The organism is Arcicella rigui, from assembly GCF_034929435.1.
GTDB classification, from domain to species: Bacteria; Bacteroidota; Bacteroidia; order Cytophagales; family Spirosomataceae; genus Arcicella; species Arcicella rigui.
Genome location: NZ_JAYFUM010000015.1, coordinates 97,473 through 119,181 on the forward strand (window position 1 = coordinate 97,473; position 21,709 = coordinate 119,181).

General features: G+C 36.1%; 15 protein-coding genes. 5 read left to right on the forward strand and 10 right to left on the reverse strand.

The annotated features are described in order from the left end of the window. Positions 1-84 precede the first annotated feature (84 nt). The 4 genes from VB248_RS13470 to VB248_RS13485 form a co-directional block, all read right to left on the reverse strand. Positions 85-1,011, reverse strand: coding sequence for a helix-turn-helix domain-containing protein (locus VB248_RS13470; RefSeq protein WP_323297309.1), 927 nt, complete (start codon positions 1,009-1,011; stop codon positions 85-87). A 434-nt stretch (positions 1,012-1,445) separates the two neighbouring features. Further along, the gene (locus VB248_RS13475; protein ID WP_323297310.1) at positions 1,446-2,720 is read right to left on the reverse strand and encodes a sensor histidine kinase; all 1,275 of its coding nucleotides are present in this window, start codon (positions 2,718-2,720) and stop codon (positions 1,446-1,448) included. Between the two features lie 489 nt (positions 2,721-3,209). Further along, positions 3,210-3,995, reverse strand: a complete 786-nt coding sequence (locus tag VB248_RS13480) for a 5'-methylthioadenosine/adenosylhomocysteine nucleosidase (protein WP_323297311.1) — start codon at positions 3,993-3,995, stop codon at positions 3,210-3,212. Between the two features lie 163 nt (positions 3,996-4,158). Beyond that, on the reverse strand, positions 4,159-5,460 hold the full coding sequence (locus tag VB248_RS13485) for an NCS2 family permease (RefSeq protein ID WP_323297312.1): 1,302 nt from the start codon (positions 5,458-5,460) through the stop codon (positions 4,159-4,161). A 112-nt stretch (positions 5,461-5,572) separates the two neighbouring features. Here VB248_RS13485 and VB248_RS13490 point away from each other — a divergent pair, with 112 nt between their 5' ends. Next, complete coding sequence (locus VB248_RS13490) at positions 5,573-6,019, forward strand: DMT family transporter (RefSeq protein ID WP_323297313.1); 447 nt, start codon at positions 5,573-5,575, stop codon at positions 6,017-6,019. A gap of 169 nt (positions 6,020-6,188) precedes the next feature. On the opposite strand, the gene VB248_RS13495 is transcribed toward VB248_RS13490, so the two are convergent. The 4 genes from VB248_RS13495 to VB248_RS13510 all read right to left on the reverse strand — a co-directional run bounded on the left by VB248_RS13495 (position 6,189) and on the right by VB248_RS13510 (position 12,530). Further along, entirely contained in the window at positions 6,189-7,634 is a 1,446-nt protein-coding gene (locus VB248_RS13495) for a TolC family protein (protein ID WP_323297314.1), read from the reverse strand. Then, a complete protein-coding gene (locus VB248_RS13500) occupies positions 7,634-10,825 on the reverse strand; it encodes an efflux RND transporter permease subunit (RefSeq protein WP_323297315.1) in 3,192 nt (1,063 codons plus the stop codon). Before VB248_RS13500 ends, VB248_RS13495 begins: the two co-directional genes overlap by 1 nt. A 26-nt stretch (positions 10,826-10,851) precedes the next feature. After that, positions 10,852-11,937, reverse strand: coding sequence for an efflux RND transporter periplasmic adaptor subunit (locus VB248_RS13505; RefSeq protein ID WP_323297316.1), 1,086 nt, complete (start codon positions 11,935-11,937; stop codon positions 10,852-10,854). Between the two features lie 164 nt (positions 11,938-12,101). Next, positions 12,102-12,530 (reverse strand): hypothetical protein, encoded by a 429-nt coding sequence (locus tag VB248_RS13510; protein WP_323297317.1) that lies wholly within the window; start codon positions 12,528-12,530, stop codon positions 12,102-12,104. A gap of 548 nt (positions 12,531-13,078) precedes the next feature. Between VB248_RS13510 and VB248_RS13515 the strand changes: the two genes are divergently transcribed. Together VB248_RS13515 and VB248_RS13520 are read left to right on the forward strand one after the other, a co-directional pair. Further along, on the forward strand, positions 13,079-13,252 hold the full coding sequence (locus VB248_RS13515; RefSeq protein WP_323297318.1) for a hypothetical protein: 174 nt from the start codon (positions 13,079-13,081) through the stop codon (positions 13,250-13,252). 2 nt (positions 13,253-13,254) lie between these two features. Next, the gene (locus VB248_RS13520) at positions 13,255-13,887 is read left to right on the forward strand and encodes a hypothetical protein (RefSeq protein WP_323297319.1); all 633 of its coding nucleotides are present in this window, start codon (positions 13,255-13,257) and stop codon (positions 13,885-13,887) included. A 51-nt stretch (positions 13,888-13,938) separates the two neighbouring features. Here VB248_RS13520 and VB248_RS13525 read toward each other — a convergent pair whose 3' ends face one another. Then, positions 13,939-15,387 (reverse strand): Gfo/Idh/MocA family protein, encoded by a 1,449-nt coding sequence (locus VB248_RS13525; RefSeq protein ID WP_323297320.1) that lies wholly within the window; start codon positions 15,385-15,387, stop codon positions 13,939-13,941. Between the two features lie 219 nt (positions 15,388-15,606). Between VB248_RS13525 and VB248_RS13530 the strand changes: the two genes are divergently transcribed. Both VB248_RS13530 and VB248_RS13535 read left to right on the forward strand, forming a co-directional pair. Beyond that, complete coding sequence (locus tag VB248_RS13530; RefSeq protein ID WP_323297321.1) at positions 15,607-16,728, forward strand: trans-sulfuration enzyme family protein; 1,122 nt, start codon at positions 15,607-15,609, stop codon at positions 16,726-16,728. A 286-nt stretch (positions 16,729-17,014) separates the two neighbouring features. After that, on the forward strand, positions 17,015-18,178 hold the full coding sequence (locus VB248_RS13535) for an acyl-CoA dehydrogenase (RefSeq protein WP_323297322.1): 1,164 nt from the start codon (positions 17,015-17,017) through the stop codon (positions 18,176-18,178). Positions 18,179-18,222: 44 nt separating this feature from the next. Here VB248_RS13535 and VB248_RS13540 read toward each other — a convergent pair whose 3' ends face one another. Next, positions 18,223-21,408, reverse strand: coding sequence for a PAS domain S-box protein (locus VB248_RS13540; protein WP_323297323.1), 3,186 nt, complete (start codon positions 21,406-21,408; stop codon positions 18,223-18,225). Positions 21,409-21,709: the final 301 nt, after the last annotated feature.

Here is a 21,709-nt window from a genome sequence, read left to right on the forward strand (position 1 = left end):
TGAAATTCAGTGGCTTTTTTAATATCAAAACAATTTTTTAAAACATAATCTCGAAGCTAATGGCTCAAGGCTAACAGCTACTAATTACAAGTTCATCAACGACTCTCTGCGTCTCATTTTTCCTGCTGGAATACCAAACATCATTTTGAAACGACGACAGAAGTAAGCAGTATCTTTATAACCTACATCAGCACCAATGGCACGAATGGATTTTTTAGAAGTTCTCAACAAACCTACGGCAGCCTCCATTCTTTGGTACTCGATATAATCTTGTGGATTGATACCTGTCAACATCTTGAAGTACTGACCTACATAATCTTCAGAAACGTTGGCAACGTTTGCCAATACTTTATTTGATAAGTCGCCACCGATATTATCTTTGATATAAGCAAAAATGTCAATTAAACGTGGGTCTTTGAAATAAGTACTGTTGGTTGCTAACTGTTCAACGAATAAACGGTTTTTGATGATGTAACGAATAATTTCGATAACAATTTCTTCCGTTTTAATTTTGATGACACGGCCTTTACCAAGAACATCCGTCATGTCTTCTTTCAAAATCTCCGCTAACATGTGAGCGAGCTTGTCGTCTCTTTTAATTAAAAACGGAGGAATATCTAAAGACGTAAAAAAGTTTACAGAATCAAAAACTTTTGCTTCGAATGCGACCATTCCGAAAGAGTTTTCAATCTGACCAATTCTTGAAGGATCTAAATTATATTCAAAGTAAGACTCACGATGAGTCATAAATTCTTCGTTTGAAATCGCTTTTGGTTTATCGGCATTACCGTAAGTAATCGAAAGCATTTTACCACCGGGGATAAATAGCATATCTCCAACCTCTGCATGAACAGCCTCTTCTCCAAATGAAACCTCACCGTTGTACAAAATCAAGAGTGTATTTTCTACATCGTAAAAGTTTTTGATACGGATAGGTTGTAATATTCTAATGTTGCGTGACTTGATAAACTTCACGCCGAGAGATTCTATTATCTTATTATAATCTTCCATTTTGCATCGTAATTTGGGTAATTGGATTTTTTGACCTTTTAATTTTGGACAAAACTAATAAATCCATGTAAAATTCCAAAATAAAAAGTAAAAAAGTATAACATAAATATTAAAAGATTTTTTACGTATCTATTTCAGATTTATTGTAATATCCTAAGAATTTAAAATTTCATAAGTTTATTTTTCAAAATTCAATATTTGGAGTTTTAAGGGATTTGTTAATATTCCGTTATTATAGCTGTAACTTTTAGAAATAAAAACAAACGTTCCGCTCTTGAGTGATGCTTATGATTAGATAAATGTAATTATATTATATATAAAAATAGTTATAAATTGTTCTAAAAAAATCATTCTTTTGAAAAATTTTAATATTTTTTAGTATTACTGACTAAGCAAAAAGTACTATACGAAGATTATGAGTGTTTATTCTTATATTACTGTGGAATTATCAAACGAAATTCGCAACCTTGCTCTATTTTACTCTTCAATTCTATGCTCCCCTTGTGTCCTTCTACCATTTCTTTTACATAATAAAGTCCGAGTCCGAAACCTTTTACATCATGGACATTTCCTGTGTGTACTCTAAAAAATTTGTTGAAAACTTGCTTTTGGTCTCTTTCAGAAATACCAATTCCGTTGTCTTTGATACAAATCACTAAATTTCGTCCTACATTTTTGGTACTTATTTCAATCATTGGCGAACGTTTGCAGTACTTCAAACCATTGTCGATAAGGTTATGAATGATATTGGTAAAATGTAGGCGGTCGGCTTGAATGATTGGATTTGTGGCTTCTAAAAGCAAAGACAAGTCTCCATTTTTTTCTTTAAAAGAGGGTTCACAACTGATGGCTAAATCTTCTATCAATTCGTGTATATCTACTTTTTCAAAATTGAGTTTATCTATTTTCTGAGAAATATTAGCCGTTTGCAAAACGGTATCTACATTTTTTTTCAGTCTTGCAGCTTCTTTTCTAATAATGGTAGCATAACTCAAAAGCCGTTCGGGAGTATTTACAATTTCTGGTTTCATCAATACTTCACTGGAAATAGAAATCGTAGAAATGGGCGTTTTAAACTCATGCGTCATATTGTTGATAAAGTCATTCTGAATTTCAGAAAGTCTTTTTTGCTTAAAAATCACCATCAAAGCATACACAAAAAACGCCATTACCACTAAAAGTATTGCCGACGACACAAACCAATTGTCGAGGTCGCTCAACAAAAACAGTTTTTTATCTGGAAAGTGAACCCCAAAATAATAATTATGAATATCTAAATCGGGAAAATGGTAAATCCTTGTAGAATCTGTACGATTACAATTTTCTGAAAAACAAACGAAAGAAGTATAATTGATATGATCTTTTAAACAATCATAAACACCAAATTCAAAATTGAGACGAATATCGTTGTGAGCGAACTCTTGCTTTAAAAACTCCTCTAAAATTTGGTGATTGATGGTATCATTAATTTGTACAGTATAATAATTTGACGTAATCCTCCGCACAGGCTTCAAGAGTTTGTTATTGGGATTTTTATTAAAATCCAAAATCCGCTTACTTACCATTCTTAAAGCACTGGTAGTACGGCGGTCAAAATCTTTGTCCTGTAAATCATAAGCCTGACGAAACCAATAATATTGGATAACGATTACGCCACTTAACAATAGTACCGATAAAGCAACGAATATTCTGAGTGTTTTTGAATTCATATTATTAGCTGTGAGCATTTAGCTATTAGCTTTGAGTTATGAGCTTTGAGCTTTTTGTATTTTTAAAATCCTAAAGTATTTGTCTTGAATCCTTTCTCTAAAACCAAAATCCCGTAAAATCCTCCAGTCCTAAAGTCTTCGAGTCCCCAAGTCAAAGTCTTTCTTCTTGTATCTTGCATCTTGACTCTAAAACCAAAATCCCGAAAATCCTCCAGTCCTAAAGTCGTAAAGTCACATAGCCAAAAGTCTTTCTTCTTGTATCTTGCATCTTGACTCTAAAACCAAAATCCCGAAAATCCTCCAGTCCTAAAGTCTTCAAGTCCCAAAGTCCAAAGTCTTTCTTCTTGTATCTTGCATCTTAACTCTAAAACCAAAATCCTCCAGTCCTAAAGTCTTCAAGTCTCAAGTCTTGCTTCTTGTCTCTAAAGTCTAAAAAAAAATAACGCTTTTTTCAAGCAAAAAAGTCTTTCTCTTAACAATCATTAACTTTTACAGATTTCCCAAAATACCTAAAACCAAGCTCGCAGAATTATAAGCCGCCACATATTCAAAAGTTTTCATATCTAAATGAGCTTTTGCATTCGCATTGTCGCTGATACTTCTTATCACCAAACAAGGAATTTTTTGTTGATAACATACCTGAGCCACCGCTGCACCTTCCATTTCGGTAGCGTCTGCACCGTACTTGGTTCGTAGTTCTTCTACTTTCTGGTTAGAATTGACAAAAACATCGCCCGTAGCAATTGTGCCAGTCATTACTTTTAAGTTTCTATCTCCAACAATTTTATAATGTGTTTTATTGGCAATCGTCTGGGCTTTTTTCAATAAAACTTCATCTGCTGGAAAATAAATCGGATTTACATCAATGTATCCGGGGTTGCGAGTAGGACGCAAAGTAAACCCCGTAGAATCTATTCTACCAAAATCATGTTCAAAAGTAGCTTTCGCAATCACAATATCGCCCGGCTGTAAATCTGGATGAATGCCTCCTGCAATTCCTGTAAAAATCAATTGCTCAGGATTCCATTTCATCAATAAAATACTGGTCGTCATGGCGGCATTTACTTTGCCAACGCCTGTTAAAGCAACTACTACAGAACGCCCACGCAATTCGCCCGTAAGGAAACGGATACCTTTTAGGTTTACTTCTTTTTTATTAGCGAGAGAATCTTCTAATAATTTTACTTCTTGACTAAACGCTCCTAAAATAGCCGTCAAAGGCTTTTGAGCTTGAATTTGGAAACTGAGAAAGAGAAAGAAGAATATTTTTTTCATGAGAAGTAATTTGAAAATTTGAAAGTATGTTGATTTGAAAATGTATTCTTCAAATGATTACAGATGGTATGACTCCAAGTCATGCCATCTGTAATTTAATCAATATGAATTTGGCGTAAAAGTTTACTCTTTTATCTCAAAGCTGATAGCTCATCGCTGATGGCTAACTTATAATTAATGACAAAACCGCAAAGGCATCTATTACCCAAAGTGCGGTTGATACTTCTTTGGGTTTGCCTACAAATACTTTGATGATTGTCCAAGAAAGAAAGCCCCAGATGATGCCTTGTGTGATGGAGTAAGAAAATGGAATTAGTACTAAAGCCAAGAAAGCAGGAATAGCATCATCCATTTTCGCCCAATTGATTTTGGTAATCGGTTTCATCATAAATACGCCAACCAATACCAAAGCAGGTGCAGTGGCAATAGAAGGAATAACCGATAATAATGGCGATAAAAACATAAAAGGTAAAAACAAAACCCCTGCTGTGATGGCAGTTAAGCCTCTGCGTCCGCCTTGCTCTATCCCTACGGCAGATTCTATATAAGATGTGCCAGGACTTGTACCCAGTACTCCACCTAACAAAGTTGCCACTGCGTCTGTTAGTAAAGATTGTCTGATATTTCTTGGTTCGCCGTTTTCGTCGTACAAGTAAGCGGCTTCTGCCAAGCCCACAAAAGTTGAAAGGCTATCAAACATATCAGTAAATACAAAAGCAAAAATGATAGGAAATAAAGCAAATTTGAATGAGCCTACAATGTCTAATTGAAAAAGTAAACTAAAATCGGGCGAAGCGATGAGTCCGTTCCAATTGACTAAAGTTTTTTGTCCAAAATTTACGGCAGAAGCGTCTCCCCATATTCTTCCAATCGGAATTGCCAATAAAGTAGTAATAACGATACCGATGATAATTGCTCCTTTTACTTCTCGAACTACCAAAACGGCAGTCAGCAATAAACCAATTAAAAAAGTAATAACAATCGGATTATGAAAATTAGCAATACTGACCAAAGTAGCAGGATTTGAAACGATAAAATGGGCATTTTCAAAGCCAATCAAACTAATAAATAGCCCGATTCCAGCAGAAATAGCAAAACGAAGTGGTTTTGGAATAGCTTTTACGATATAAGTACGCAAGTTGAAAACAGACAAAAGCAAGAAAAAAACACCTGCCCAAAACACCGCCCCCAAAGCTACTTGATAGGAAATCCCCATGCCTTTTACGGCTGTAAAGGCAAAAAAAGCATTCATTCCCATGCCCGGAGCTACAATAATTGGGTTTTTGGCATATAAACCCATCATCAAACTACAAAAGAATGAAAGCAAAACCGTAGCAGTAAGTACGGCATTGAAAGGCATTCCTGCCTGAGAAAGGATAGAAGGATTTACAATGATGATGTACATCGTAGCTAAAAAAGAACTAATGCCTGCAAGTATTTCAGTTTTGTTGGAAGTTGATTTCATTGTTGCTTGTTTTTCTTTAAAAATAGGCATTGTTCATCACAAAGACAACAGATTGAACTAAGAGAGGAGAATTATCATTTTATCAGAAGACCCCGAAACAATCGCAAAATTTATGATGCAATACTTCTTTATCTTCTTGGCTTTTCTTTGTGGTGTTGTATTTCCTACACAAGCAGGCTTGAATGGCAAAATGACAAAGCTGGTAGAAAGCCCTATTTTAGCCGCTTTTTTATCGTTCCTTACAGGTTTGATTACTCTTGGAATTTATGCTGTTGTTGCTCGCATTCCACTCAAACAACTTACTTATGCACAAAATGCTCCGTGGTATGTTTGGCTTGCTGGGGTACTGGGTGCTTTTTATGTAAGTACTGTTGTTATGCTAATTCCAAGATTGGGCGTTGCTTTTACTTTTGGGCTAATCGTGGCGGGACAAATGGCAATTTCTATGGTTTTAGACCATTTTGGTTTGTTTGATTTACCCGTAAAACCTATTTCTTTGGGCAAAATTATTGGAGCTATTTTATTAATCGTAGCAGTAATATTAATTCGTAAATTTTAAATATTAAGTAGTAATTAGTATTTCATATATCTACTAATCAGAGCTTTACATAAAACAAAATCCGTAAGAATAACAAAGTACTCTTACGGATTTTTTGGCTTTAAGTAACGAATACAATTTAATCAACAGTTACTATTTACCAATCACTACTTAAAATAATGGTTCTTGCTTAATTCCAACCTCCACCGAGTGCTCGATAAGTATTTACCAAAGCATTCATTTGTTGCATTTTAGTTTCTATCAGCTCCATTCTCGACTCCAACACATCACGTTGTGTTAGTAAAACTTCCATGTAGTCTGCTCGTGCTGATTTGAATAATTTCAAAGAAATAGCCGTAGATTGAGTAAGAGCCTCTACTTGATTGTTTTTCATATTGTAATTTTTCGACAAGTTATCAATGTTCGACAACTGGTTGTTTACTTCTATGTAGGCATTCAAAATAGTTCGCTCAAATTCATAAACAGCTTGAATTTGCTTTGAATTAGCATTTTTATACGTAGCAATAATTGCATTTTTATTAATCAGCGGCCCCGCAATATCACCTGCCAAAGATGACATGAGCGACTGTGGAAGATTGGCTAAGTACAAAGGATTGTACGAGCGAAAGCCCAAAGAAGCCGAAAGACCCAATGATGGATAAAAATTCGCTTTTGCTACACTTACATTCAATTTACTTGCTTCTAATTTCAATTCAGCCTGCTTGATGTCTGGACGATTTTCAAGCAATTGTGAAGGAAGACCAGCATAAATTTTAGTAGGAGTTAGCTCGTTGAAATGCTGTGAATCTCGTTGAACTGGTTGTGGAAATCTTCCGACTAAAAAATTAATACGGTTTTCAGTTTCTACAATTCTCTGCTGAATTTTGTATTGCATACTTTTAGTTTTGAATACTTCTGCCTCAAACCTACGTACAGCCAATTCGCTTACTTTTGCTGCTTCTTTTTCTAATTTGATGATTACCAAAGCATTATTAAGAATTTCAATGTTTTTTTGGATGATTTCCAACTGATTATCCAAAGCCATTAATTCATAATAAGAATTGGCAATTTCTGCTACCAAATTGGTTACTAAGAAATTTTTGCCTTCAATAGATGACAAATAATTCGTAACGGCTACTTTACGAGCATTACGGAGTTTGTGCCAAATATCGACTTCCCAACTGGCAAAAGCTCCGAAATATGTATTCGGTAAGATGGTTGGCGTTGGTTTACCCGGTTTTATTTCAGAAATCTCATCACTTGCTCCTTGACTGGTATATCTGGAAGTTTTGTCAACCCCAGCTCCTCCACCAAGATTTACAAAAGGTAAGTACTCTCCTTTTCTGGCTCTGATTTCGTTTTGAGCAATGTTGATTTCCTGTAAAGTGATATTTAATTCCTGATTGTTATGCAAAGCGGTGTCAATCAAAGCTAATAAATAAGGGTCTGTAAAATAATTCTTCCAAACAGTTTTGGCTGTGTTGGTAGAGTCCTGAACGTTATTAAAACGTTCAGGAGTATTTTTATTAGCCTTTTTTTCAACAATGCTTACAGGAACGACACAAGCCGAAAACGATAATGCAAAGAACAAAAAGCCTAAGCATTGAATGGTGAATTTTTTATTTTGTGTTTTCATTATTCTTCTTCGGGTTGAGGGAAACTATCAATTGAATGAACAAAGTCTTCTGATAATGAATCTTCATCTTCGTTTTTAATCAGCTTACGACCGTCGGCCAAAGTACCAAAAATGTAGTACAAGCCCGGCACGATAATTACACCGAAAACTGTTCCGAAAAGCATACCACCAAGTGCCGATGCTCCGATGGTATGGTTACCAATTGCCCCAGCACCATGTGCCAGAATCAGCGGAATCAAACCTGCGATGAAGGCAAAAGATGTCATTAAAATCGGACGGAAACGTACTTTTGCTCCTTCGATAGCCGCTTCCATTACTGTAAAACCTTGCTTGTGTTTCATCATAGCAAATTCTACAATCAAAACCGCATTTTTACCCAGCAAACCTACCAACATCACAAGCCCTACTTGTGCATAAATATCGTTTGCCAAGCCCATCAATTTGAGTAACAAAAACGAACCAAAAATACCAGCAGGAAGTGAGAAAATTACCGACAGTGGAATCAAGAAACTTTCGTACTGTGCCGACAATACAAAATACACAAACACTACTACGATTAAGAAAATGTAAATGGCTTCATTGCCACGAAGTGTTTCGTCTTTTGAAAGTGCCGCCCAGTCAATATCAAAGCCTTGTGGTAAGGTTTCTTTGGCTACTTCTTGAATCACTTTAATCGCTTCACCACTACTGTATCCTTTCGCAGGAGCACCTCTGATGGCGGCTGTATTATACATATTGTAGTGGTTGATTTCGTTTGCACCTTGTACTTTTTTGATTTTCATAAAGGCAGAAAACGGCACCATTTCATCACGATTATTTTTCACATACAGTTTTAAAATATCCGTCGGAAGTCTTCTGTATTCTGGTGCAGACTGCACGAATACTTTAAAGAAACGTTGGAATTTAATAAAACCGAGTTCGTAAGTACTACCAATAAAAATCGACAAAGTATTCATCGCATTTCCGATAGAAACACCTTTTTGCATTGCCAATTGGTTATCTATTTCGATTTCATACTGTGGATAATTGGCACTAAAGAAAGTAAATAAACCTGTTAGCTCTTTACGTTTTCCCAGTTCTTTCATGAAATCATTTTTTACTCTTTCCAATTGTTTATAGTCACCAGAGTTGGTTTTATCTAACAATTGTAAGGCAAAACCACCTGCTGCACCATAACCCGGCACTGCTGGCGGGTCGAAGAATTCAATGGTTGCTCCCGGTATTTCTTTGGCTTTTTCTTCCAATTCATAAATGATTTCGTTTACAGAATGTTTACGTTCATCCCACGGTTTAAGGTTAATCAAACAAGTACCAGCGTTTGAACCTCTACCTTCTGTAAGTACCTCATAACCAGCGATTGAAGAAACCGATTGTACCCCTTCTACTTGCTGAATAATTTCTTGGAGTTTTCCAGAAATATCATTGGTTCGTTCCAAGGTTGACCCCGGAGGTGTTTGAATAATGGCGTAAATCATCCCTTGGTCTTCTGAAGGAATAAAGCCCGAAGGTAAAATATTAGTAATACCCAAAATTCCACAACTGAAAGCAATTAATATACCAAACGTAAGTACTCTACGATTTACGATTAATCTCAACAAACCTACGTACTTACCCGTCAGTTTTTCAAAACCGCTGTTGAAACTATCCAAAGCTCTATTTAACCACGTTTTCTTTCTTGGTTTTCCATGATTATTTTTCAAAATCATGGCACAAAGTACTGGCGTAAGCGTAAGTGCAACGAAACCTGAAATCACGATTGAGGTTGCCATCGTAATCGCAAATTGTCGATAGAAAATCCCTACTGGTCCAGTCATAAAAGCTACTGGAACGAATACGGCTGTCATCAATAAAGTAATGGCAATGACCGCACCGCTGATTTCTCCAATTACTTTTCTTACGGCATTGTAGGGCGACAGATGTTCTTCTTCCATCTTGGCATGGACGGCCTCGACGACGACGATAGCATCATCGACCACAATACCAATCGCTAACACAAGGGCAAAAAGCGTAATCATGTTGATTGTCAGCCCGAAAAGTTGCATAAACATAAATGCACCAATCAAAGAAACAGGCACGGCAATCGTAGGAATCAGCGTTGAACGCCAGTCACCCAAAAAGACAAACACTACCAATGCCACCAAAATAAAGGCATCTCGTAAAGTATGAATTACGTTTTCGGTTGAAGCATCAAGGAAGTTAGAAACGTCGTAACTAATTTCATAATCCATTCCCGGAGGGAAAGATTTTTTCAACTGCTCCAATTGTGCTTTTACTTTGCCGATTACCTCACTGGCATTACTACCATAAGTTTGTTTCAAGACAATCGCTGCCGATGGATGTCCGTTTAGGTTAGAATAAATATCATAATATTCACTACCTAATTTTACTTCTGCCACATCTTTTAAGCGAAGAATCTCACCGTTTGGATTCGCTCTGATGATTACATTTTCGTATTCTTCGGGTTTACTAAATCTATCTGAATACGCCAAAACATACTCTAAAGCCTCCGAACGGCTACCGTCGCCCCTACCTATACGTCCAGCTTTACCAATCACACTTTGGTCGTTGAGGGCTTCCATTACTTCATCGGGCGAAATCTTATAAGCACGCATACGGTCGGGGTTCAACCACACACGCATAGCGTACTGGCGGCTACCCAAGATTTTTGCTTGACCTACACCACTAATCCTCTGTAATTCAGGAATCATGTTAATCCCTGCATAGTTAAAAAGAAACTTCATGTTGGCGTTTTTGTCCTTACTGAACAAATTAACGTACATCAACATACTTGGCATAATCGGAGTAATTACTACCCCTTCTCTTTGTACTAATGTCGGAAGTTTGTTTGTGACTTGTTGTACACGGTTTGAAACCTGTACTAAGGCTTCGTCGGGGTCAGTTCCCAAGTTGAATACAATTTGGATATTGGCTTCACCCGCACTGGTAGCATCTGAGGTCATGTATTTCATACCCCAAGCACCGTTGATTGATTGTTCCAAAGGAATAATCACTGATTCTGCCAGTGATTTGGCACTTGCACCCGGATAAGATGCAGAAACCATTACCATCGGAGGAGCAATTGAGGGAAACTGCGAAGTTGGCAGTGTCTTAATTGCCAGTACGCCCATAAAAATAATAACGAGCGATAATATGATGGCTAATACTGGCCTCTTAATGAATTTATTAAACATATTATTAGTTTTTTGAATCGTTATTACTACTCAGCGTACACTCTTAAATTATTCAACACCTGCTTAGGGTCTTGATAGTCGTAAGTAATTTTCGTATTATCTTTTACTTTACGGATTCCTTCAAGAAGTATCTTGTCGTTTTCTGTTAAACCGTCTTTGATGACATACAAATCGGGCATCTCAGCACTGACGGTAATCTCCCGAGACCTTGCGATATTGTCTTTCCCCACTACATATACGTACTTCTTTTCCAATACTTCAAAGGTGGCTTTCTGAGGAATAATAATGGCATTCTTGAATGGTACAACCATTTCAATATTACCAGTTTCGCCATGACGTAAAAGTCCTTTTGGATTAGGGAAAGTTGCTCTGAAAGCGATATTACCTGTTTCATTATTGAAGTCGGCTTCAATCGTTTCAACAATGCCCGGATACTCAAATAACTGATGATTCGCCATCGACAAGTTTACTTTCATCAATTTGTTTCCTTGCGTAGTTGCCTTATAGTTAAGGTATTCCGCTTCTTGAACGTTGTAATACACCCACATTTTACTGTTGTCAGAAAGCGTAGTAAGTAAATCGCCTTCTTCTAAAAGACTACCCAGTCTTACCTGAAAATGGTCGATGATTCCATCAAAAGGAGCTCTGATTTCGGTAAAACCTAAGTGTACTTTCGCAACAGCTAATTCAGCTCTGGCTTTGTCTAATTTTGCTTTCGCCAAGGCTAACTCATTACGAGACACGATATTACTGTCTGCCAACAATTTGGTGTTTTTGTATTCTACCTCCACAAAATTGGCTTCAGCTTCGGCTTTTTGTACTTCTGCTTGATATTGCACAGGTAGAATTTGAAATAAAAGCTGTCCTTTTTTTACAAACTTACCTTCGTCCACAAAAATTTGCTTTAAATAGCCTCTTTCCAATGCTCTGAGTTCGATGTGCTGGATGGCATGAATCTGACACACATACTCATTCGTCACAGTAGTATCTTTTCGGATTGGACTCGTCACCAACAACTTGGTGTCTTCTTTTTTTTCTTCATCTTTTTTGGATTCACAGCTTGTATGGCACAACAAAGCACCCAAGCTCATGATGATGAGATGTCTTTTCATAATCATTTTCTTTAAAAATAAATTTTACAGGAGTTTTTTAGATAGCATAGAGCATAACAAAGCATATAGTGCTAAGTATCAGCCTATTAATTTTTGATAATTAATAATGAAATTTGAATAACAAGAAGAGGTGGCAAAATCAAATTGCCACAAAGAGTATTATATCATATTCTGAAAACACGGAATACGACAAATAATTTATTAAGAGGATACTGTGAAAAATGCTTACCGAAATGTAAGACTTGAGAAGTATTAAATAAGAAAAGTTTTGTGTACCAGTTGTAAAAATAAGCAGAGTGAAAGTAAGCTTTTGCAATATTTTTTTTGTGTGAAGCTATACATTCTTTTTCATCCTCTTCATGTTCTTCGCTGTAACCGTAAACTATGTTTACACGATTGTCAAATGAAGTAGAAGTAGCAACAGATGTTAAGTTACGATGTTGTGTATTTAAACTGGCGTGTCTCGTATCTTTACGAGGCTTGATAGGCGAATAAAAGGCACTATCCTTTTGCTTTTGAGCGTGCAGATGATTGGTAACGCCCAGCAAAAGAATACATATAGAGAGGAGATATTTTGATATTGCCTTTATCATGGGGGCTAAAGTAATCTACGATGTTTATTTGTACAAACCTTTTAATCATTTTTTTTTAATAAACAATGATTTTTCTTATATTTTTCATATTATTTCTTTTATAATTTAATAAATTTTTCAAACGGCTTTTGTTTGGCTTAAGAAAAAGTTGAAAAAAAGCCACTTTATAACTCTGTTTATTTGTAAAATATTGTAAGCATAGAAAGCCGAAAAAGCTTATGGTTAAAGGTTTCGAAAGTTATCTATTCAAAGTACAGATAAAAGAGTAAAAATTCACTTTTCATTACTCTTTTGAATTCTCCAATTTATTAGAAACAATCTTGAAGATTAGGTTTTATAGATAAACTTGATTCATAAAAAATTCTTAATACTCTCCAGAACTTATAATTACAAATAGAGATATTTTAATATACTTTATCGGTAAACTAATTAAAGTATTTTGTATTTTTTGTAAAAAAAAGGTGTAAAGCTAAATTTGTAAAAGCCAACTAATTAGGAATTAGTATTTAATGAATTACATTTGTTCTGATGATTTAAACAAAATTCTCATGGAAGCAAATCAAATTAAACTTTTAGCTTCGCTGGCTAAAAAAATCAAATCTGAGAGAAAAGAAAGAGCTAAAGTTGTAGCCTCTTTGCAGTCTGCCAAAATCCTAACAAAAAATGAAAACTTTACGGGCCATTACAGTAATCTAAAAAAAGTTGTTAATATTTCTGCCTAATAATGTATAACAGAAGACCCAATTTAATGCTTGGTTTTCATGGATGTGATGAATTTGTAAGAAACGAATTAGTTAATAACCCTGATATTGTAAAAAAGAGTCAAGAAGCTTTTGATTGGCTTGGAAATGGTTTTTATATCTGGGAAAATAATTATCAACGTGCTTTTCAATGGGCTTTAGATAAACAAGCAAGAGGCATAATACAAACTCCATCGGTTGTTGGAGTTGTTTATCAACTTGATTATTGCTTAGATTTTACAGATTCAGAGTTTATTCCTATTCTTTCATCGTACTATGAATTGATGAAAGATGACTTACTTTTTGCTGGTAAAACCCTACCTAAAAACAAAGATTTACCTAAAGATAAGTACCATGATTTGATTTTGAGGGAATTAGACTGTGCGGTTATAGAGTATTTACACCAAAAAATCAGTGAACAAATTGCTGAAGATATAGCTTTAAAAGGCTTTAGTGAATTAAAACATTTTGATACCGTAAGAGGTATTTTCACTGAAGGAGGACCTGCATTCGAGGGTGCGGGCATTCAAACTAAAAATCATATTCAAATTTGTATCAGAAATTTGAATTGCATAAAAGGTTTTTTTATTCCACGAAAGGAAACAAAATTTCCGTAAGTATCAATCTCTGATTCTTACGGAAATTTTACTTTTCAATGGTTAAAAGCTCTACAAATTCCAACCCTGACGATACTCTCGCTTCACAAACTGATTTGCTTCGTCGAAATTGGTAATTTTCATTTCTTTACCATCCCAAAGCAGTTTCTTTCTTCCATTGTAGTCATATTCTTGTAACCATTGCTTGTCTTTTTTAGGAGTACGGAAGAAGTAACTTCTAATCGCTAAATTTCCCATCAAAACTGCCTCAGACATTGGGCCTGAGTAATCAAATGATGAACTCAAAGGCTTATGCTTTCCGTAGCCATCTCTACAAGCTTGTAACCATTGCTGATAATGTCCTGCTCCGTCTGCACCTACAACTCTTTCAATTGTAATGGGTAGTTTTTCACCTTTTGCTTTTAGGCTTTCACTTCCCCAAAGTGTTGGATTTGAACCATACACACCGCACATCATTACACCTTTTGTTCCCATTAATAATACACCGCCACTCCAGTCGCCTAATTTTACATCAGCAGGAATTTCTTCTGGACGCTCAGGCATCAATCCGCCATCATACCAAGTCATTTTTACATCAGACTTTCCTTTTCTTGGGAATTTCAAATGAATCATTGAAGCGGCTGGATAACTTTCTGGGAAATACCCTTCTTTGAAAGGCCCCGTCCAAGCTGTATTAGCAATACTACATTCTACTTCTGAAGGATACCCCAAACCTAATACTCTGTACGGTGGGTCCATCATGTGGCAAGCCATATCGCCCAAAGAACCTGTTCCGTAATTTACCCAACCTCTCCAGTTGAAAGGATGATAATCTGGTTGGTAATCTTCCCACGGTGCAGGCCCAAGCCATAAATCCCAATCTACTTCTTTGGGTACTTCTACTTTGCCTGTTGGTTTAGCAATACCTTGCGGCCAAACAGGGCGGTTTGTCCAAACATGTACTTTTGATACTTCACCAATCAAACCTGCTTTATACCATTCCATCATTCTTCGTACACCATCGCCCGAAGAACCTTGGTTTCCCATTTGCGTTACTACTTTTTGCTGAACAGCGGCTTCGGTCATTTTACGTACTTCGTAAATATTATGAGCCAAAGGTTTTTGTACATACACGTGTTTCCCCAAACTCATAGCTGCCATTGCCGAAACATAGTGAGTGTGGTCGGGCGTAGAAACGGTCACGGCATCAATATTATCTTTTTCTTTTTCCAACATAATGCGGAAATCCTTATACTTTTTAGCCGCTGGGAATTTCTCGACCGATTGCTTCATTTGGCGGTCGTCTATATCACAAAGTGCTGCAATGTTATTACGTCCGCTGTCATAAGCTCCCATAATATCCGACCAACCTTTTCCTCCACAACCGATGGCTGCAATGTTGAGTTTATCGGAAGGAGCAATGAAGCCCTTTCCTCCTAAAACATGGCGAGGTACAATGTAGAAACCCGCCATTGCTAATGAGCTTTTCTTGAGAAAATCCCGTCTTGAATTGTTTTCCATAGTTTGATTTTCCATTGCCCAATGGAAATCTTTTAAAGCTTTTACGGGTTCAAATGGGCAAAATGAACCTGTTGTTTTTAGTTTTTTAGTTGAATGATTCTTTGATACTTATATCAAATAGCTAAAGATAAAAGACTTGAAATTAGCTTTTGTACTGTGATATAATGAACGGATTTTTGTTATTTTGAAAAAGATTATAAAACACTTCATGACAATTTTATGAAAATTGAAACCCTTGCGATACAGTCAACACAAATGCACGATGCCAATGCAGGTGCTGTTATTTCACCCATTTATTTATCTACTACTTTTGAGCGAGAAACCGATGGCTCATATCCACACGGTTATATTTATTCAAGAGCTGATAACCCAAACCGCCAATTACTTGAAAAAAGTATCGCTTTACTCGAAAACGGAGCTGTTGGATTAGCTTTTGCTTCGGGAATGGCAGCGACAACAGCTTTATTTCAAAGTTTAAAATCAGGCGACCATATCATTACGCCCGACGATGCTTACTTTGCTACGAATGTATTAATCACAGAAGTATTCGGACAATGGGGTTTGTCTATGACAACTGTGGATATGACAGATTTGGAAGCCGTAAAATCTGCCATCCAGCCCAATACTAAATTATTTTGGATAGAAACGCCTTCAAATCCACAATTGAAAATTGCCGATATTCAAGCCATTAGTGAAATCGCAAAAGGAATCGGGGCTTTAGTAGCCGTTGATAATACTTGGGCAACGCCCATTTTACAAAGACCTTTAGACTTAGGGGCTGATATTGTGATGCACTCGACCACCAAGTATTTTGGCGGACACAGCGACGTATTAAGTGGTGCGTTAATCATCAAAGAAGAAGGTGAATTATCGAATAAATTAAGAACGATTCAGAAATTAACGGGGGGAGTTCCTTCGCCTTTTGAATCGTGGTTGGTGGCAAGAGGTATCAAAACTTTAGCTTTAAGAGTAAAAGCACAAACAGAAAATGCTGGAAAATTAGCTGATTTCTTAAGTACTCATTCACAAATTGAAGCAGTACATTATCCAGGTTTAACAACACATCCGCAATATGAAATTGCTAAAAAACAAATGCTGGGCGGTTTCGGAGCGATGCTTTCAGTACAAGTAAAAGGCGATGCCAAAAATGCGATGGCAGTAACGGGAAAACTTAAACTCTTTACAACAGCAACCAGTTTAGGCGGTGTTGAAAGTTTAATCGAACACAGAAAATCAGTAGAAGGGCCAAACAGTCCAACACCTGACAATTTACTTAGAGTATCGGTAGGTTTAGAAAATATAGAAGATTTGATAGACGATTGGAAGGAAGCTTTGAGATAAATATGAGTTATGAATTAGGACTGTAAGATTAAAAGTAATTTCTGATTTGGGATTTCTGATTTCGGATATAAAGACCTTTTTAAAAAATCTTAAATCCGACATCACAAATCACAAATCCGAAACTTTTATAATTTTTCTAAAGAACTAAACAAAACCTTACAAGGAGGCTTCGCAAGAGCCTCCTTTTTTGTGTTCAATAGAAAATAATTTTATAAAATTGTTATGCAAGCATACTATTTTTATATATTTGAGCATTAATCTCAAAAAACTAAAAACCGTATCTACTATGAGTAATCAAATATTTCAAGGCTTAAATTTTCAGTTAAGTGAAGAACATTTAGCCGTTCAACAAGCTGCTCGTGATTTTGCTCAAATTGAATTATTACCCGGAGTAATAGAACGTGATGATAAAGAATTTTTTCCAGAAGAGTTAGTTCGCAAGATGGGTGAAATGGGTTTTCTGGGCATGATGGTTTCGCCAGAATATGGAGGCGGAGGCATGGATACTGTTTCTTATGTGCTGGCGATGGAGGAACTATCCAAAGTTGATGCTTCTGCTTCGGTAATGGTTTCGGTGAATAATTCTTTGGTTTGTTATGGTTTAGAAGCCTTCGGAACGGAGGAGCAAAAACAAAAATACCTTGTGCCTTTAGCAAAAGGCGAAATCATCGGAGCTTTTGCTTTGTCTGAGCCAGAAGCGGGTTCGGATGCTACTTCTCAGCATACCACTGCCGAAGACATGGGCGATTATTACTTATTGAATGGCACAAAAAACTGGATTACCAATGGCGGAAGAGCCAGCGTGTATTTGGTAATGGCACAAACGCATCCAGAATTAGGACATCGAGGTATTAATTGCTTGATTGTAGAGCGTGGAATGGAGGGTTTTCAAATCGGAAAGAAGGAAAGAAAATTGGGTATTCGTGGCTCAGATACACATTCGTTGATGTTTACCGATGTGAAAGTACCTAAAGCAAACAGAATAGGAGCGGATGGTTTTGGTTTTAAATTTGCCATGTCCACTTTAAATGGTGGTAGAATTGGCATTGCTGCACAGGCTTTGGGCATTGCTTCAGGTGCTTATGAATTGTCGGTGAAGTACGCAAAAGAACGTAAATCTTTTGGCAAAGCCATTGCCGAACATCAAGCGATACAATTCAAATTAGCAGAAATGGCAACTAATATTGAGGCTGCTCGCTTACTTTGTTTCAAAGCGGCTTTCGACAAAGACCAACACAGAAGTTATGTACAGTCGGCGGCGATGGCAAAATTATTTTGCTCGCAAGTAGCGATGGATACGACCATTGAAGCAGTACAAATTCACGGAGGCTACGGTTTTGTGAAAGAATTTCACGTAGAAAGAATGATGCGTGATGCTAAAATTACGCAGATTTATGAAGGTACTTCCGAGATTCAGAAAATTGTGATTGCTCGTGAACTGTTGCATTAAAAGAGTCTCTCATTGGCATAAATGAGAGACTCCTTGTCTTTCATTTATGCTTCTAATTGTCTTTTTAGTACTTTTTCAGATTTAATTCTAATCTTCTCCAAATCTGCAAACTCTGCTTTAATTATCTCAATGCTTAATTGTTGCCCTGCTTTTTGCTCCAAAGATGAAAGTAAACCTTTGTCGTTCACGCCCATTGAAGTAAATGACGATTTGAGTTTATGAGCAGTAGCTTTAATTACTGAATAATTTTCAACAGCAATTGCTTTTTTGATAATATCGAATTCAACTGGAATTTGCTCTAAATACAGATGAATGATTTCCTGTTCAAAATCCTTATTATCATCTGAGAGTTGTCTTAGATAGGATAAATCTACTACTCCTTCTAAATCTTCATCAGGCTCATTACCTGTATTTTGCTTATTGATTTTAGCAAAATGAGTAATTTTTTCAAACAATTCTTGCGGCACAAAAGGCTTAGGAATATAGTCATCCATACCCACAGAAATACACTTATCTCTTTCGCCAATCAATGAGTGAGCAGTCATTGCAATAATTGGCGTTTTGATATTTAGTTTATTTCTGATAAACTCCGTTGTTTGATAACCATCCAATACAGGCATTTGTAAGTCCATCAAAATAACTTCATACTCATTTTCCTGTACCATTTCTGTGGCAATTTTGCCATTTTCAGCTAAATCTGGTTCAAAACCAAATTTACTTAATACTCTAATGGCCAATTTTTGGTTCAGAGGATTATCCTCTACCAAAAGTATTTTTATTTTATCCTCGCTTTTCAACAATTTAGGTTTTTGTGTGTTGTGGTTAATGTTGTTATTATTTGTATCAATTCCATAAGGAATTACAAATGTGAAAGTTGAGCCTTTATCGAGCGTACTTTCTACCCAAATTTTCCCATTTTGTAATTCTACCAAAGACTTAGAAATACTAAGTCCCAAGCCAGTTCCTCCGTATTTGCGAGTAGTATTGCTATCAGCTTGAGTAAATCTATTGAAGATTGCTTCTAATTTATCCTCGGCAATACCAATGCCTGTATCCATTACACTAAACTGAATTGTGTTTTCATTTTCGGTACTACTTACAAGCTCAACTAATACTCTTACGCTGCCCTTTTCAGTGAATTTGATAGCATTATTGGTTAAATTCAGCAAAATTTGGTTGAGACGTGTAGGGTCTCCGACTACAAAAGTAGGAATATTTTGGTCGATAATAATGTTCAAAAGTAATCCTTTTTCAGAAGCCTTATGCCCCAAAACTGCCTTGGCATTATTGAGTAAATCCTTTAGATTAAAAGAAATACTTTCAAGAGCAATATGCCCAGATTCTATTTTAGAAATATCAAGAATATCATTAATAATGCCCAACAAGTTCTGCGAAGCAATATTGATATTCGATACGTAATCAAGCTGTTCGTCTTCGAGTTTGGTATCTTTCAAGAGATTGGAGAAACCAATGATGGCATTCATAGGAGTACGGATTTCGTGACTCATATTTGCCAAAAAGGTATCTTTGGCATAAGCGTTTTTCTCGGCAATTTCTTTTGCTTTGATTAACTCTTTTTCCATTAATATTCTTTCTGTAATATCCACCGCATTACCGATAATGTATTGTTGTCCTTCTATTAATTCAGAAAGAACGTTATTGTACATCCAAGTTCTTAATGAGCCGTTTTTGTGGATAACTCTCATCAAACCTTCGCTTTTGCCTGTTTGTCTGATTTCTTGAAGGTACTTGTTCACTCCAGCATTTGAAGAAGCAGGCACAATATCGAAGAGTGTTTTTTCCAACATTTCTTCTTTGGTATAACCAACTAATTCTGCCCCAGCAGGATTGATTGTCAAGAACTTTCCGTTTATATCATGTGTACACATCAAGCCTTGGGTATTTTCAAAAAACCCTCTGTGAAGGTTTTCACTCATTAAAATCAGGTTTTCCCTTACTTTCTTTTCCGTAATGTCTTTGGCAATTCCCATAAAACCTGTTATTTCATCATGGTTATTTTTAAGGGCTGTTACGGTAAGTTCAACGGTAATGCGTGTTTTATCTTTGCGGATATAAGTCCACTCGTTTGTATCTGCAACACCTGTTTTTGCCTTTATAATAAAGGTTTCAAATGTGGGAGCTACTGCTGTATTTAATTCTTCCGAAAGTACTTTGGCTCTGTTGATAACTTCTTCTGCATCATGAATAATCGCAGGGGTTACTTTGTCCACTACTTCGTCGGCATGGTAGCCAAGCATCAACTCTGCTCCACGGTTGAAAGTCTTGATAATGCCTTCGGGCGTTGTAGAAATGATTGAATAGTTTGTTCCGTCGAGAATGATATTCTGGATTTCTGAAAGTTTCTGGTTTTCAGATTTAATTCTTTGATAATCCGTAATATCTCTTGCTATTGCATAAAGGCTGTTGGTAGCAGTATCGGGCGTTACAATCCATTCAAGAAATCTATAATCACCTACGTTTGTTTTGAAACGGAGATTGAAACGTAAAGATTTGAGTGTTAAATCTTGTAATTGCTTGATAGCATTTTGTGTTTCAGCAATATCGTCTGGATGCGAAAACTCGAAAAAGGATTTTCCTAATAATTCCGATTCTTCCCAACCCAAAGTCTGACAAAAAGCTGGATTGATTTTCTTGAAAACGCCATCAAAACGAGTAATACAAATCATATCAATTGATTCTAAGAATAACTTTTCATAATTCTTGAGCGTAATTCTTTCTTTTCTTGATACAATCTGAGCAACTACTTCTTTTCCTAAAATCGTAAGAGCGACTAACTGATTTTCATTTAATTTTTGAGCTTTGTCATTAATCACACACAACGAACCCAAGGCATAACCATCGGGGTCGATTAGTGGAAAACCAGCATAAAATCGTATTTGGGGAATGTCTTTTACTAAGGGATTATCTTTGAAACGATGGTCTTGTAAGGCATCTTCTACTTCAAGTATCGACTCGCCGATGATGGTATATTGACAAAACGAAATATCTCTTGATGTTTGGTTTGAATCAAGTCCAATATTCGATTTAAACCATTGTCTATCTCTATCTATAAGTGAAATCAATGATATAGGTACGCCACAAATCATTGAAGCCAACTTTGTAAGCCTATCGAATTCCTCTTCTGGTAAAGTATCGAGGATATTATATTCTTCTAATGCTTTTAACCTTAATTCCTCATTATCTGGTATAGGTAAAGTGTGCATCGACATAATTGCAGGATATTTAGTAAAATAATTATAGCCAATGTGTTTATAACTATTTTTTTGATATTAAAATATGATTCTTTTACCCAAAAATATTAAACATTTCCATATTCAGTGACAACAATTTATTCAATTCAAGCATAAATCTGCCATTTTTTATGATAAAGTATTTATCTAATTTAATTTTCTTCGATTATTCCAATAAATCAATAAGTATTTGTACAAGTGCCTTGCTTTTAACTTACTGCTTTGTCTTATGAATTTTTCTTGTTAAAAAAACAAAATTTGTAAGATGCCTAATCCGAGT

Bases quoted from the DNA above. Each gene is read 5' to 3' on its own strand.
- VB248_RS13470 (WP_323297309.1), bottom strand. From the start codon at position 1,011: ATGGAAGATTATAATAAGATAATAGAATCTCTCGGCGTGAAGTTTATC.
- VB248_RS13475 (WP_323297310.1), bottom strand. From the start codon at position 2,720: ATGAATTCAAAAACACTCAGAATATTCGTTGCTTTATCGGTACTATTG.
- VB248_RS13480 (WP_323297311.1), bottom strand. From the start codon at position 3,995: ATGAAAAAAATATTCTTCTTTCTCTTTCTCAGTTTCCAAATTCAAGCT.
- VB248_RS13485 (WP_323297312.1), bottom strand. From the start codon at position 5,460: ATGAAATCAACTTCCAACAAAACTGAAATACTTGCAGGCATTAGTTCT.
- VB248_RS13490 (WP_323297313.1), top strand. From the start codon at position 5,573: ATGATGCAATACTTCTTTATCTTCTTGGCTTTTCTTTGTGGTGTTGTA.
- VB248_RS13495 (WP_323297314.1), bottom strand. From the start codon at position 7,634: ATGAAAACACAAAATAAAAAATTCACCATTCAATGCTTAGGCTTTTTG.
- VB248_RS13500 (WP_323297315.1), bottom strand. From the start codon at position 10,825: ATGTTTAATAAATTCATTAAGAGGCCAGTATTAGCCATCATATTATCG.
- VB248_RS13505 (WP_323297316.1), bottom strand. From the start codon at position 11,937: ATGAAAAGACATCTCATCATCATGAGCTTGGGTGCTTTGTTGTGCCAT.
- VB248_RS13510 (WP_323297317.1), bottom strand. From the start codon at position 12,530: ATGATAAAGGCAATATCAAAATATCTCCTCTCTATATGTATTCTTTTG.
- VB248_RS13515 (WP_323297318.1), top strand. From the start codon at position 13,079: ATGGAAGCAAATCAAATTAAACTTTTAGCTTCGCTGGCTAAAAAAATC.
- VB248_RS13520 (WP_323297319.1), top strand. From the start codon at position 13,255: ATGTATAACAGAAGACCCAATTTAATGCTTGGTTTTCATGGATGTGAT.
- VB248_RS13525 (WP_323297320.1), bottom strand. From the start codon at position 15,387: ATGGAAAACAATTCAAGACGGGATTTTCTCAAGAAAAGCTCATTAGCA.
- VB248_RS13530 (WP_323297321.1), top strand. From the start codon at position 15,607: ATGAAAATTGAAACCCTTGCGATACAGTCAACACAAATGCACGATGCC.
- VB248_RS13535 (WP_323297322.1), top strand. From the start codon at position 17,015: ATGAGTAATCAAATATTTCAAGGCTTAAATTTTCAGTTAAGTGAAGAA.
- VB248_RS13540 (WP_323297323.1), bottom strand. From the start codon at position 21,408: ATGTCGATGCACACTTTACCTATACCAGATAATGAGGAATTAAGGTTA.